Below are 13,836 nucleotides of genomic sequence, written 5' to 3' on the forward strand. Positions count from 1 at the left end.
TTAGTTTAAAAAAATTATTTGATCGATATCGCTCGCCAGGTTGCCTCTTCAAGCGAATAGATCAAATCATCACTGGTCTTATATCCTTGTTTAACTCTTTTAGATATCGGTATCAAAGGACCGTAAACTAATGAAGCAACTGTCTTTGGATCTAAATTGACCAGATCGCCGCGGTTGAATGCTCTTTGGATAACTTCAGAAGCAAAATTCCAAAGACGGTTAAAACAAGCACGGCTTTTGTCGTCCAAATACTCGCCTTGGTCGTGAAGGTTTATAAAAATAAAGGCATCAAGGTGATTGTTCATAAAGTCCCAAATACTTTTGAAAAGGTGGTGGAACTGAACACGGCTATTCATTTTATCTGGAAAATCGTTCTCTAATTCAGCATTGAATTCATCCATGACTAAAACGAACAGTTCATTTACTAAAGCTTCTTTTGAAGAAAAATAGCGATAGATAGTTCCTGCACCAACACCGGCTTTCTTTGCTATTTCCGGCATAGTCGTCCCATAAAAACTTCTCTGCGAAAATAAAATCAAAGCAGCTTTTAAAATTGCATCTTTTTTACTCATTTTCCCCTGTTCAATGAGCAAACCGAGATTCACAAGCTCAGTTTGTTGTTCGGAATGAATATTCATTTCTCAACCACTTTATCATCCTTATTGACTAATAACAAGCTTTTCAGAAAAAAATCAACAATGTAAGCCTTTTTATTAAAATATTGGCTATAATTGCTTGGACAGGAGGAAGAGCTTATGACTAAATATTTTTATCGTACTATCGATGATTTGAATACTTTAATAAAAGAAAATTTGGCACGCCTGCAATCTTATAATTTTGATTTGATCGTTGGCCTGCCTCGCCGCGGTATGATTCCCGCGACCTTGATTGGATTATTTTTAAATAAACCGGTCGTAAGTTTTAACGAACTGAACGCTAATTTAGCTAGCGAAAAGATCGGCTATCGGCTTCAAGAGTCTTCTGCTAGATTTCCTAAATCCTACCAAAATATTTTATTGGTCGACGACTCGACTGATGAGGGGACGGTTTTTGCTCAAGCTCTGCAAAAACTTGATAATCAAACGGCAGAAAAGGTGACGACTTTGTCAGTTTATGCCACTAATAAAGGTGGCAAACTCGTTGATCTTCATTTGGAAACTTTAGAAGAACCAAAACTTTATGAGTGGAATATTCTTCATAAAAAGGCAGTTTTAGCTGATGCAGCCATTCGTTTTGAAGGGATCATCGCGACTAATGCCCTGACAGGCGATTGGATCCCGATAACTTTGCCCAGTTATCCAGTCAAGGTCATTTATACCAACTGGATCGAAAAATACCGTCCGCAGATCGAAAGCTTTTTAACTGATAATGGCGTCGTTTACCAAAAATTGGAAATGGGCGTTGTTTCGGCTTTGCAATTAAAACAGATCGTCAATAATGAAAAAATCAGTTTAGTTTATGAAAATGATCCCTTTATTACACGCGATCTGGTCGACACGGTCGCTGTCTATAATGTTGCCGGCAATTTTCTTGATAATGCCAATAAAAATGCGCTGGAATATGATAGTTCTGATGATGAAGACCAAAGCGGCCGCGATATCGGTGATTGATGATGACAGTCTGCTTATATTTATATAATGTAGATGTATGCTTTCACTAATTTTCAGGGAAATGGTTTAAATGACAAAAGATGAATGGATCGAAAACTTCAAAAATACGCACGGAGGCCGAGAACCGAAGCCAAAAGAGTTTCGCCGCGCTTTGAATAACGGGGATTTTTCACTTGAAGAGCAGTCTCAAGCCGATCAGCCATCATTAGAAAAAAGGTCGATGGCACCCAAAGCTCCCTTGTCGAAGCGTATCAGAAGTTCGCATAACGGCATTAGTTCGCTTGTACTTTCTTTCTTAAGTTTTCTGCTTACTTTGATGCCTTTGATCATAATTTTCCGTCCTTCTTTTCTCGATGATTTGAACACGCGTGCAGAGATCGAAAATACTAGTTCAATGATATTAGCGGTCTTTTTTCTAGGCTGTTTGCTTTTAGTTTTGTCTTTTGTTTTCGCTATTCCCAGTCTTTTTGAAAAACCGCGTCATTTAGCCTTTATCGCCCTTTGCTTTTCTTTGCTTAATGGAGCCTATGTGTACAGCCTATTGGCTTTTGCTTTTAACGGCGGGACTTATTTAACGAATATCATCAATCTTTTGAGAACGATCTTCAGTTGATAATAATGCAATCTTTTTTTCTTTATCGATCAGGCTTTAGGCCTGATTTTTTCTTGCATTAGAGTAAGGTTAAAGGTATATCTTTGTTGTAAGGAGATTCAAAATGAGTGTAAAAGGAAAAATCGTTGCAATAACCGGAGCTTCCAGCGGTATTGGTTTCGCCACAGCTCGTTTGTTATTGGATCAAGGAGCTAAAGTAGCTATGTCTGCACGGCATGTTGATTCGCTTGGGGATTTTGAAAAAAATCATCCCGATGACGTGCTTATAATGAAGGTCGATGTTCGCGACCATAAACAGGTCAAAAGTTTTATCGATCAAACAGTTGAAAAATTCGGTGGGATCGATGTTCTTTTTAATAATGCCGGGATTATGCCTGTCAGTAAATTGATCGAGGACCGCCGTTCTGACTGGCAGGATATGATCGATGTTAATATTACCGGTGTTTTAAATGGGATCTCATCTGTTTTGCCGGTGATGGAGAAGCAGGGTCATGGGCACATAATCGCGACTGATTCAACGGCCGGGTTCAAAGTATTTCCATCTTTTGCTGTTTACAGTGCAACTAAATTTGCTGTCAAAGCTTTGATGGAAGGAGTTCGTCAAGAGGAGCAGCAGAAAAACATCAAAACTACTTTGATATATCCGGGAACGACAGCTACTGATCTTTATAAAACGATTCCCGATCAAAAAGCTCGCGAAGCCGAACATTCGCTGCAGCATGGTGACCGTGTATTGCAGGCCGAGGATATTGCAAAAATGGTAGTTTTTGCCATTGATACACCTGACCACGTTTCGCTAAACGAGCTTAATGTACGGCCGACACTTCAAGAACCATAAAAAAGAAATAATAAGGAAGGGTTTGGAATGGATTTTTTTAAAAAACATCGTAGATTTTTGACTTTTATCGGAGCAGCCGTAGTTGTTATTTTGCTGGTTATTTTTTCGATCAGGTCCTTCGTTTGGGGACGACCGACTGATCAAACCGGAAATCGTTCTGAAAGTATTCCGACACTTTATATGCACGGTTATGGTGCGGGTGCCCGGTCAAGCAACGGTATGATCGCTTATGCTTCGCGCTATCAGGGGGCAAAAAAAGTATTGACAGCCAGGATAGCGTCAAACGGTTCCGTCACTTTGAGCGGAAATTGGCCAAAGGGTACAAAACATCCTTTGATACAGGTCCTTCAGTTAGACAATACCTATTACAACTATCATGTGACCAGCAAGTGGTTTTATAATTTGATCGTTTTGCTTCAACGCCGCTATCACATTCGCCGCTACAATACTGTTTCGCATTCGATGGGAAATATAACGACGATGTTTTACCAAGTTAAATATGGTCATGACAACAAACTGCCTAAATTAAATAGACAGATCAATATCGCCGGACATTTTGACGGCATCGTCGGGATGGACGACACACCAAATAAGAACTATTTTCTCAGTGATGGCCGCCCACGCTATATAAATAGTTACTATAGATATCTTCTTGATCATCGGGACGGTTATCCTAGCGGAGTCAGGATCCTTAATATCTTTGGTAATTTGGAAAACGGTTCTAATTCCGACGGTGATGTAACCAACGTTTCTGCCAAATCGCTAAAATATCTCTTGCGCGGAAAATATCTTAGTTATCGCGAGATCGAGATCAAGGGCAAATCCGGTCAGCATAGCCGTCTGCACGAAAATCCTCAAGTAGATCGTTATATTGGTCAATTTCTTTGGAATAGCAAACGCTGATCAAATTTTCAGCATTTGATACGAAAGGGCAAGTTTGAAAACTAAAAATAGAAAATTTATCTTCATTAGCTTGTTTGCAATTTTGTTCATTGCAGCGGCGGCTTTTGATTTCGCGCAAGGATCGCTTCGAAACCAAAATGAAAGCCGACCAGCAAAAAGGAACGCTGTAACTAATTCTGATTCTAGTGCTTCTTCTGGGACAAAACCGGCTAAAGGACCTGTTTTGATCGTTTATTTCTCTCGCGCTGGTGAAAATGATTCAAATAGCAATATCAGGATCGGCAACACTCATTGGATCGCTAATTTTATCGCTGATAAGACCAAGGGCGATAAATACGAGATTGTTCCGGCCGTACCGTATCCAAAGAGTTATCAAAAGACGCTTGATCGGGCTGAATCCGAACAGCAGCGGGGCGCTCGTCCCAAGATCAAAAATAAATTACCGGATATCAGGAGGTACGGAACTATTTTTCTAGGTTATCCGATCTGGTGGAGCGAACTGCCGATGGTCGTCAGGACTTTCATGGATTCTGTCGATCTTAATGGCAAAACGGTTATTCCTTTTTCAACTAACGGCGGATCCGGATGGGCTGATTCTTTGCCGATAATCAGGCACGCTTATCCGCGGGCACATTTTCTAAGAGGATTTGAGATCGAAGGCGATCAGGCAAGTCATGCGAGAAAACAAGTCGACCGCTGGCTTGATGGCATCGGTTATTAAAAAGGGGTCTGCCATGCTTAAAAATCATTTATTTGCATTATCTTTTGTTTGGCTGATCGCCCTGGTTCTTTTTCCGCTGCCTTTGGTCCTTCTTCTTGATTTTTCTATGGCTCAGTCAGCTGCTGATCAGCTGCTTTTTATCGATTGTGGACTGGTCGCTTATTGTTGGTGGATTTTTGATGTTTATTTGTCGACCAGACCGCTTTGGCTGGATCGTCTGATAGGACTTCCATCTTTGTATATGATCCATGGTCTTTTAGGCGTTGGTGCCGTTATTGCTGCTTATCTGCACCGGCACTACATTCTTTCGATGGGAAGAATGATAAAATTTACCGGCGATGCTGCCTGGTATATTGCTTTTTTTATTCTCCTTTATTCGATCTTTTTTATGTCAGGCTGGCTGGTCGATCATATGCCTTTCTTCAGCTGCTTGAAGTATCGGCTCCAATTTTTATTCAAACACCAATTATCCGTTTGGCTCCATCGTTTGAATTTGGCTGCTATTTTTTTGATCTGGCTGCATGTCCACATCATTGGCCGGATCAATACTCACCTGTCATTTATGGTCTTGTTCGATATTTATAGTTTTGCTATCGTCGGACTCTATTTATGGCAAAAGCTTGTTGAAAATGATAAAGTCCTTCCAACTAAGGTTTTAAAGCTGATATCAGTAAGTCCTTCTGCTTGGCAGCTGACTTTAGGTATGACTGGAAATGGTAGCCGAAATTTTAAAGCAGGTGATTTTTTCTTCATATCTTTTCCTAAAGTTAAAGGTCTTTCAAAAGAAGCACACCCTTTTTCTTTGACTAATGCTCCGATCGATTCTGACCGGCAGCTGGTTTTTACGATCAGAAAATTGGGTGATTTCACGAAAAAACTTTCTTTGTTGAAAGTTGGAGATACGGCTCTTGTCGAAGGACCGTTCGGCCTTTTTTCCTCGATCATCGATAATAAAAAAGAAGCTGATTTGATCTTTATCGGTATGGGTACGGGGATCGCGCCGCTGCTGAGCCTTTCTCGACAGTATCAGAACCAGCGCCGAATAAAGGTCGTTTGGACAGTTAAAAATCTTAATGAAGCCTACTATGATCAGATATTTGAGAAAATGAAGAGCGATTCTTTTGAATATCACATGCAGGCCGGCCGTATCAAAGCAAAGCAAATAGATGAATTATTTTCTGAAAAAGAATTGCGATCCGGTTTATTCTTTGTCGTTGGTCCGGCTTTTGCGATCATTTCACTTGAAAATTCTCTGAAAAAACATTCGGTTTCCAAAGACCGCCTGATAGATGAACGGCTTACTATGTGAACTATTTTTATCATTTTGATCGCGGCTTGACTTGTAGTCGACTCCAAGGTTTAGAATCTATACTCGTAACTAAACTGAGAAAGGAACGAACTATGACGGTTAAGGATAAAGTAGTCATCATCACTGGTGCTTCATCGGGTATCGGTGCTGCAACGTCAAAATTATTGGCAAAAAATGGAGCTAAACTCATTTTAGGAGCGCGGCGGGAAGACCGTTTACAGGAATTATCTGCACAGATCAAAGAAGACGGCGGTCAAGTTTTTTATAAGAAGACTGATGTTGCCGATAAAGATCAGGTCAAAGCGTTAGCTGATCTGGCTTTGGAAAAATTCGGCCGGATCGATGTTTTATATAATAATGCCGGAACCATGCCGCAAGGCAATCTGCGCGATCTGGATTTTGACAAGTGGAAACAAACCCTTGATGTCAATATTCTCGGTGTTCTCAATGGTATCGGTGCTGTCTTGTCGACAATGGAAAAGCAGTCCGATGGTTTGATAATCGCAACTGATTCAGTTGCCGGCCATGTCGTTTATCCTGCTTCAGCTGTTTATAACGGCAGTAAATTCGCCGTTAGAGCGATCATGGAAGGCTTGAGACAAGAAGATAAGGATTATGGCATTCGTTCAACGATCGTATCTCCCGGCGCAGTTCGGACTGAATTGATCAATTCGATCGGAAATAAAGATGTTGAAGATAGTGTTCGTCCGCTGTTTGAAGCAAGCGACGAAAGCGGCCTTTCGCTTTCTGCTGATGATGTTGCGCGGGCTGTATTGTATGCTGTCGATCAGCCAAAGCATGTTGCTGTCAGCGAAGTTTTGATCAGGCCGACAAAGCAAGTCGTTTGATCGATAGGCAGAATAAAAATTTATTTAATTTCGATTGCAAATAAATAGGAGCTAAAAATGACTGTTAAAGATAAAGTAGTTATCATAACTGGTGCTTCTTCAGGAATCGGAGAGGCTTCCGCTAAAAAGCTGGCATCAAACGGAGCTAAAATCGTTTTAGGAGCGCGGCGCGAAGCTAAACTGCAGCAGATCGCTGATGATATCAAACAAGCCGGCGGTCAAGCTGTCTACCAGATCACCGATGTTACCAAAGCTGAAGATAGTAAAAAACTGGTCGATCTGGCTTTGGAAAAATTCGGCCGTCTGGATGTTATTTTTCTAAATGCCGGTCTGATGCCTAATTCACCGCTTTCGGCCCTGCATACAGATGAATGGAACCGGACTGTTGATGTTAATTTAAAGGGTGTTTTAAATGGGATCGCAGCGGTTTTGCCGCAGTTTACAAAACAAAAGTCCGGACAGATAATAACCACTTCTTCTGTTGCCGGTTTGAAAGCTTACCCGGGCGGAGCTGTTTATGGCGCTACCAAGTGGGCTGTTCGCGACCTGATGGAAGTTTTGCGGATGGAATCTGCCCAAGAAGGTACTAATATTCGTACCTCAACTATTTATCCGGCAGCGATCAAAACTGAATTATTGGATACGATCACTGACAAAACCACTTTGGATGGTATGAGTAAGGTTTATGATCAGTATCAAATAACACCTGATCGAGTTGCTAATGTCGTTAATTTTGCGGTCGACCAGCCAGAGGACACTAACGTTAATGAATTTACCATCGGGCCGACTAGTCAGCCATGGTAATTGGTAGTAATATAATTATTTAATTATGAAAATTAAAGAAGTTTCCGAAAAATATAGCATCCCTGCCGACACCTTGAGATATTGGGAAAGAGTAGGCGCCATTCCGCGCGTCAACCGTGATGAAGCCGGATATCGCGACTATGATAAGGAAAGTTTGGACTGGATAGAGTTTGCTCAGTGCATGCGTCATGCCGGTGTCAGCGTGGAATATTTAGTCGAATACCTTCAGCTGTTCAAACAAGGCGATAAAACCCTGCAAGCTAGAAAAGACCTTTTAGATGAGCAGCTTGAAACTATTTACAAAAAGAAAATCGAGATAGACCGTACTTACACGATCATCAAAGATAAAGTTCAGCATTATGAACAATATTTTGAAAATAATTCCAAAAAGTGAATGCCGGCGGTAAAAAGGGTCATTCTTTAGTTTTATAAAGAACCATTTGGAGCAGTTCTAAAGACTGCTTTTTTAGAAAGGAAGAACTGTTAAATGGCGAAGTATCAAGAAAAATTTTTCCAAGGAGAGCGCTCGCTTTTCGCAGAAAAAGGAGCTGAAATAATTCGGACCACTTTTGGTCATGGCGAATCACCTTTGAAGGAGAGCAGCGATATATCTCTTAAGGATTCGATCTTTAAGTGGAAATATCCATTATGGTACAGCGATCATATCAAAGTAGACCATACTGTTTTCGAGGAGATGTCGCGTTCCGGTATTTGGTATACACATGATATCGAGATCGTCAATAGTTCTTTGCAGGCACCAAAACTTTTTCGGCGCAGCAGCCGGATCTCTTTGAAAAATGATCATTTTTCTGACGCAGCTGAAACTCTTTGGAATTGTTCAGATATAAAAATCGAAAATGTAACTGCTAATGGCGACTATTTCGGCATGAACAGCGAGAATATTTATGTCGATCATCTTGATCTGATCGGTAATTATATTTTTGACGGCGGTAAAAATATCGAAGTGCACAATTCGAATCTTGTTTCCAAGGATGCTTTTTGGAACTGTGAAAATGTAACTGTTTATGATTCATTTATCAATGGCGAATATTTGGCATGGAACACTAAGAATATCCGATTCGTCAACTGCACGATCGAAAGCGACCAAGGTCTTTGCTATATTGATGATCTGACTTTGGAAAATTGCCGTTTGCTAGAGACCGACCTGGCTTTTGAATATTGCAGCAACGTCAAAGCTGATATCCATTCGCATATAACTAGTGTCAAAAATCCAATCAGCGGAACGATCGTAGCTGATTCGATCGGCAAAGTGATCTTGAATTCGAAAAGGATCGACCACGATCACCTGAATATCACTGTCAGAAATAGTCAAGAAGCGGAGGCTAAATGATAGATAGTTCAAATCAATATGATTTCGATCAGCTGCATGACAGATACGGCCAAAATTCTGTTAAGTGGGATCTAAAAAAGGGTCAATTACCTATGTGGATCGCTGATATGGATTTTAAAACATCGCCAGAAGTTATTGATGCGATGAAGACAAAGGTCGACCAAGGGATCTTTGGCTATGAATATATCCCAGACGAATATTTTCAAGCGGTGGCCGGCTGGTATCTGCGCCGGCATCACTTGCACTTAAAAAAAGATTGGATGATTTTTTCAACAGGAGTCGTTCCCTCAATTTCTTCAGTCGTTCGTCGGCTGACCGAACCCGGAGATAAGGTACTGGTCACAGCACCGGTCTACGATATTTTCTATCATTCGATCGAAAATAACGGCCGCCGTACATTATCCAGCGATTTGGTCTTTGATGAAGAAAAAGCCTCTTATTCGATCGATTTTGTTGATCTGGAAACAAAAATGGCCGATCCGCTTACGAGTTTGATGATTCTTTGCAACCCGCATAATCCGGTAGGTCGAGTATGGAGCAAAGAAGAACTGACCAAGATCGCTGAGCTTTGCAATAAACATGGTGTTTACTTACTGAGCGATGAGATCCATGGTGATCTGGTTTTCAAAGAACCCGAGTATACCTCGGCTGCTTTTTTGCCTAAGGAGCTGTCTAAACGGCTGGTAGTGTGTGTATCACCAAGCAAAAGCTTTAATTTGGCTGCTTTGCATGCAGCTACAGTTATCGTACCTTATCCCTTGTTAAGGGCATCTGTCAGCAGGGGCCTTAACAACGATGAGCTGGCCGAGCCGAATTTATTGGCGGTTACTGCTAGTATCGCTGCTTATACCAAGGGTGATCAGTGGATGGCTGCACTGAAGAATTATATTTGGAACAACCGTAATTTTGTTTCTGAATATCTTGCCGAAAATATTCCCGATCTGAAACTTATTTCAAAAAATGCAACCTACTTATTGTGGATCGATAGCCGAAAAATATCTGATGATTCGCAAAAACTAGCTGATTTTATTTTTAAAGATACTGGGCTGCTTTTGAGTGCCGGCAGTATTTATCGCGGTAACGGCCATGATTTTTTGCGGATGAATGTTGCCTGCCCGAGGAAGATGGTCGCAGATGCTCTTGACAGGTTAAAGAGGTCGATCGACGATTTTTCTAACTAGTTTTGTTTTTGATTTTTTTGACAAAGGAGCTTAAAAAGAAGCTGCCGATCAAGCAAGTCAGCAGATCAGCGACTGGCTGCGACCAGATAACTCCTTGGTAAGCGAATAATTTGCCAAAGGTTTCCAAGACGATCAGTAAAATAACTCCTTGCCGGCAGATCGACATGGCAAAAGCACCAAGTGCCTGACCGGATGATTGAAACAAAGTGGTGAATACGAGAATGATCCCGATCAAAGGTGTCGAGGTCAATAATATTCGAAGCATCGTACTGCTTTCTTGAATGATCGTTTGATCTTTTATAAAAGTCCTTACGATCAACGGAGCGGCTAAAGCAATCATAGCGGCTGTTATCATCGCTGAAATCACTACTACGATCAGATCGAACCTGATTATTTTAAATAGTTTCCGGAATTTTCCGGCGCCATAGTTATAACCAAAAAGCGGTTGAGCGCCGAAGGCAAATCCGACCATGACCAGCATAACTATCAGATAGATTTTCAGAGATATTCCTAAAGCAGCGATCGCCTTGGTACCGTACGGTTTTAGAGAATTATTTATCAAGGCGGTCCCGAAACTTTGCATCAGGTTGGTTATCGATGCCGGTATGCCGATCAACAGAACTTCTTTTATACCAGTAGAGGTGATTTTCACCTCTTTTTTATTTATACTGATATTTTTTGACCTGTGGATGATGTAATAGATAAAAATAATGTCCGATATCAAATACCCCAACACGGTTGAAAAGGCCGCACCGTAGGCATTCAAATGCAGGCCGATGATCAAAAAGGGATCCAAGACGATCGTGATAGCCGTACCGACAACTGTCGCGATCATCGTTTCTTTAGCCAGCCCTTCTGTCCGCAGGACATTGCCCGGGATCAGCGAGACGATAATAAAAACAGCACCTATTGACATGATTTGGTAAAAATCAGCTGCATATCGGTAATTGCTGCCGAAAGCACCCAGCATGGTCAGGATCGGCCTTTGAAAGACCAATAAGATAAGACTAGTGGCCAAACCAACTGCGATCGCAGCATAAAAACAAAAGGAACTGATCTGCCTGGACTCTTGATACCTCTTTTTGCCTAATAGTCTGGAAATCAAAGCACTGCCGCCCAAGCCAAAAATGTCGCCTAAAGCAAGCATCAGGGAAAATAAGGGTGTACATAGCGAAACGCCGGCGATCAGATCGGTGTTCTGCGTTTGCGAAACAAAAAAAGTATCGGCAAGGTTGTAGATCATGCTGGCGACCATACTGAAGACGACCGGCAGAGCCAGCTGGAAGTATGATTTGTAGATCGACTGATTTTCAAAGACTTTTTCCAATTGCTATTTCCTCCGGGTGGCCAAAAGACTGGATTTATTCCATTAATTTTAATACTATCTATTAGGCGGATGTTTTTTTGCAAAAACGTTCTAGTGCTTTATTAAAAAGGATCAATATTTTATGAAAAACACAGTCCAGACTTTTCAAAAGTTTAAGGATGATAAGAAAAAAATATCCATGTTGACGGCCTATGATTATAGTACGGCTGCTTTGATCGAAAAGGCCGGCATCAATGCCATTTTGGTTGGTGATTCTTTGGGGATGGTCGTTTTAGGCCATAAAGATACTTTGTCGGTCACAGTCGAGGATATGATCTATCACAGCCGTGCGGTCACGGCGGCAGTTGAAAATACAATGGTCGTAGTCGACCTGCCTTTTATGTCTTATCAAGTATCAGCTGCACAGGCGGTAAAAAACGCCGGTCGTTTGGTCAAAGAAGGGCACGCGCAGACAGTTAAGTTAGAAGGCGGCCGGCAGGTCGCTGATAGGATCGAGGCGATCACGGCAGCTGGTATTCCCGTCATGGGCCACTTGGGTCTGACACCTCAATCAGTTAATGCTTTTGGCGGTTTTAAGGTTCAAGGAAAAACTTTGTCAGCAGCTGAAAAATTGATCGATGATGCCTTGGCGGTTCAAAAAGCGGGTGCTTTTGCTTTAGTTTTGGAATGTGTTCCTGACCAGCTGGCAGCTTTGATCACCGAAAAACTTTCTATTCCGACGATCGGTATCGGCGCTGGTGCGGCAACGGACGGTCAGATCCTTGTTTATCAAGACATGCTGGGCATTTTTTCTGATTTTAAGGCAAAATTCGTCAAGCGCTATGATGAGATAGGCCAAAGAATGCTGGCTGACTTCAAAAAATATGATTCTGAAGTCAAAGAGCAGATATTTCCAAGCCAAGAACATACTTTTAAATCTGATCCGGCAGTTATGGATCAGTTAATAAAACGAATGGAGAAATAATGTCGCTTAGGGTAGTCAGCAGTATCACTGAATTAAAAGGTATCATCAAAGAATGGAAAAAAGCAGGCCAGAGCATCGGTTTAGTCCCAACGATGGGGTATCTTCATCAAGGACACCAAAGTTTGATACAAAAGGCAGCTTCACAAAATGACCGGGTGATCGTCAGCGTTTTCGTTAACCCAAAACAGTTTGCACCCGGAGAGGATCTGGCAAAGTATCCCCGCGATATAAAAAATGACCAGCAAAAAGCGCAGCAGGCCGGAGCCGATTTGATCTTTCATCCTGATGATGAGGAAATGTATCCTGCTGATTTTGATAGTTTTGTCCAAGTAAACGGCCTTACTTCGCTACTGGAGGGAAAGATCCGACCGACACATTTTCGCGGTGTCGTCACGGTTTTGACCAAGCTCTTCAATTTGACTCAAGCAGATCGAGCTTATTTTGGTCAAAAGGATGCCCAGCAGGTCGCGGTCGTCAAAAAACTTGTTAGCGATCTTGATTTTCCGATCAGGCTGGTCGTATGTCCGATCGTTCGCCGATCTGACGGTCTGGCTTTGAGTTCGCGCAACAGTTATCTGTCAAAAGATGAAGATAAAGCTGCCGTTGTGCTTTATCAGTCGCTTGAATTAGCCGATCGGCTTTATCGGCAAGGCACAAAAAATAGTTCACAGATCATCCAAAAAGTGACTGATTTCATCAGTAAAGAGCCTCTTGCCGATATCGATTATGTGAAAATCGTTGATGAGCAGACTTTTTTGGATAAAGCCGACCTTTCCAGCGGATCAGCGATCGTTCTTTTAGCGGTCAAGATCGGAAAAGTTCGGTTGATCGACAACTGGGTCCTGGGAGATATAAAATGATCACGCTTTTAGCAGGCAAAATACATCGTGCCGTTGTTACTCAGGCTGAATTAGATTACGTCGGCAGCATTACCATTGATGCCGGTTTGATGAAAGCGGCCGGTATTTTCGAGTATCAAAAAGTCGATATAGCTGATGTTGAAAATGGCCAGCGTTTTTCGACTTATGTCATTGCCGGCAAGGAAAATTCAGGTATCATCTGTTTAAACGGTGCCACTGCTCGTTTAGCGCAAGTCGGCGATAAAATTATCATCATGGCCTATGGTTTATATGATGAAAGTTCAGCGGCTGTTCACAAACCGCAAGTCGTACTGGTCGATGAAAAAAATAAAATCACGAAAATAGCTCATTATGAGAAACATGGCCGACTGCTTTCTTAAACACCATGTATCTTTAAATGTTTGACGGCCGATTTGGCAGATCGGTCTTTTTATTTAGACTTTTCGTCAGTGACTTTTAGTTAGCTATGTTGATTATAATAAATTAGAATAGTCTTTTTGAAAAAAG

16 protein-coding genes are annotated in these 13,836 nt (G+C 41.6%); 14 read left to right on the top strand and 2 right to left on the bottom strand.

Features of this window, described 5'->3' with window-relative positions:
• Nucleotides 1-14: 14 nt before the first annotated feature.
• Complete coding sequence (locus ACKP2L_RS01465) at nucleotides 15-638, bottom strand: TetR/AcrR family transcriptional regulator (protein ID WP_439425618.1); 624 nt, start codon at nucleotides 636-638, stop codon at nucleotides 15-17.
• 117 nt (nucleotides 639-755) lie between these two features.
• Between ACKP2L_RS01465 and ACKP2L_RS01470 the strand changes: the two genes are divergently transcribed.
• From ACKP2L_RS01470 to ACKP2L_RS01520, 11 genes are all read left to right on the top strand, one after another.
• Nucleotides 756-1,610, top strand: a complete 855-nt coding sequence (locus ACKP2L_RS01470) for a phosphoribosyltransferase (protein ID WP_439425619.1) — start codon at nucleotides 756-758, stop codon at nucleotides 1,608-1,610.
• 70 nt (nucleotides 1,611-1,680) lie between these two features.
• Nucleotides 1,681-2,223, top strand: a complete 543-nt coding sequence (locus tag ACKP2L_RS01475; protein ID WP_439425620.1) for a hypothetical protein — start codon at nucleotides 1,681-1,683, stop codon at nucleotides 2,221-2,223.
• Nucleotides 2,224-2,326: 103 nt separating this feature from the next.
• Nucleotides 2,327-3,061 (top strand): SDR family oxidoreductase, encoded by a 735-nt coding sequence (locus ACKP2L_RS01480; RefSeq protein WP_439425621.1) that lies wholly within the window; start codon nucleotides 2,327-2,329, stop codon nucleotides 3,059-3,061.
• Between the two features lie 27 nt (nucleotides 3,062-3,088).
• Complete coding sequence (locus tag ACKP2L_RS01485; protein WP_439425622.1) at nucleotides 3,089-3,964, top strand: alpha/beta hydrolase; 876 nt, start codon at nucleotides 3,089-3,091, stop codon at nucleotides 3,962-3,964.
• Between the two features lie 34 nt (nucleotides 3,965-3,998).
• The gene (locus ACKP2L_RS01490) at nucleotides 3,999-4,685 is read left to right on the top strand and encodes a flavodoxin (protein ID WP_439425623.1); all 687 of its coding nucleotides are present in this window, start codon (nucleotides 3,999-4,001) and stop codon (nucleotides 4,683-4,685) included.
• On the top strand, nucleotides 4,639-5,994 hold the full coding sequence (locus ACKP2L_RS01495) for a hypothetical protein (protein WP_439425624.1): 1,356 nt from the start codon (nucleotides 4,639-4,641) through the stop codon (nucleotides 5,992-5,994). Before ACKP2L_RS01490 ends, ACKP2L_RS01495 begins: the two co-directional genes overlap by 47 nt.
• Before the next feature lie 92 nt (nucleotides 5,995-6,086).
• Nucleotides 6,087-6,842: an SDR family oxidoreductase gene (locus ACKP2L_RS01500; protein WP_439425625.1), complete on the top strand. Its 756-nt coding sequence runs from the start codon at nucleotides 6,087-6,089 to the stop codon at nucleotides 6,840-6,842.
• A gap of 57 nt (nucleotides 6,843-6,899) precedes the next feature.
• Nucleotides 6,900-7,646, top strand: a complete 747-nt coding sequence (locus tag ACKP2L_RS01505) for an SDR family oxidoreductase (RefSeq protein ID WP_439425626.1) — start codon at nucleotides 6,900-6,902, stop codon at nucleotides 7,644-7,646.
• A gap of 25 nt (nucleotides 7,647-7,671) precedes the next feature.
• The gene (locus ACKP2L_RS01510; RefSeq protein WP_439425627.1) at nucleotides 7,672-8,040 is read left to right on the top strand and encodes a MerR family transcriptional regulator; all 369 of its coding nucleotides are present in this window, start codon (nucleotides 7,672-7,674) and stop codon (nucleotides 8,038-8,040) included.
• A gap of 93 nt (nucleotides 8,041-8,133) precedes the next feature.
• The gene (locus tag ACKP2L_RS01515; RefSeq protein WP_439425628.1) at nucleotides 8,134-8,997 is read left to right on the top strand and encodes a DUF3737 family protein; all 864 of its coding nucleotides are present in this window, start codon (nucleotides 8,134-8,136) and stop codon (nucleotides 8,995-8,997) included.
• The gene (locus tag ACKP2L_RS01520) at nucleotides 8,994-10,178 is read left to right on the top strand and encodes a MalY/PatB family protein (RefSeq protein ID WP_439425629.1); all 1,185 of its coding nucleotides are present in this window, start codon (nucleotides 8,994-8,996) and stop codon (nucleotides 10,176-10,178) included. Before ACKP2L_RS01515 ends, ACKP2L_RS01520 begins: the two co-directional genes overlap by 4 nt.
• On the opposite strand, the gene ACKP2L_RS01525 is transcribed toward ACKP2L_RS01520, so the two are convergent.
• The gene (locus ACKP2L_RS01525) at nucleotides 10,171-11,505 is read right to left on the bottom strand and encodes an MATE family efflux transporter (protein WP_439425630.1); all 1,335 of its coding nucleotides are present in this window, start codon (nucleotides 11,503-11,505) and stop codon (nucleotides 10,171-10,173) included. The genes ACKP2L_RS01520 and ACKP2L_RS01525 overlap by 8 nt on opposite strands.
• Nucleotides 11,506-11,626: 121 nt before the next feature.
• Between ACKP2L_RS01525 and panB the strand changes: the two genes are divergently transcribed.
• Genes panB through panD form a run of 3 tightly spaced genes read left to right on the top strand, consistent with a single transcriptional unit; the run spans nucleotide 11,627 to nucleotide 13,709 of the window.
• Nucleotides 11,627-12,469, top strand: coding sequence for a 3-methyl-2-oxobutanoate hydroxymethyltransferase (gene panB / locus ACKP2L_RS01530; RefSeq protein WP_439425631.1), 843 nt, complete (start codon nucleotides 11,627-11,629; stop codon nucleotides 12,467-12,469).
• Nucleotides 12,469-13,329: a pantoate--beta-alanine ligase gene (gene panC / locus ACKP2L_RS01535; RefSeq protein WP_439425632.1), complete on the top strand. Its 861-nt coding sequence runs from the start codon at nucleotides 12,469-12,471 to the stop codon at nucleotides 13,327-13,329. The genes panB and panC overlap by 1 nt, the downstream gene beginning before the upstream one ends.
• Nucleotides 13,326-13,709: an aspartate 1-decarboxylase gene (gene panD, locus ACKP2L_RS01540; RefSeq protein ID WP_439425633.1), complete on the top strand. Its 384-nt coding sequence runs from the start codon at nucleotides 13,326-13,328 to the stop codon at nucleotides 13,707-13,709. Before panC ends, panD begins: the two co-directional genes overlap by 4 nt.
• Nucleotides 13,710-13,836 lie beyond the last annotated feature (127 nt).

The organism is Oenococcus alcoholitolerans (genome assembly GCF_051852995.1).
Taxonomy (GTDB): Bacteria; Bacillota; Bacilli; order Lactobacillales; family Lactobacillaceae; genus Oenococcus; species Oenococcus alcoholitolerans.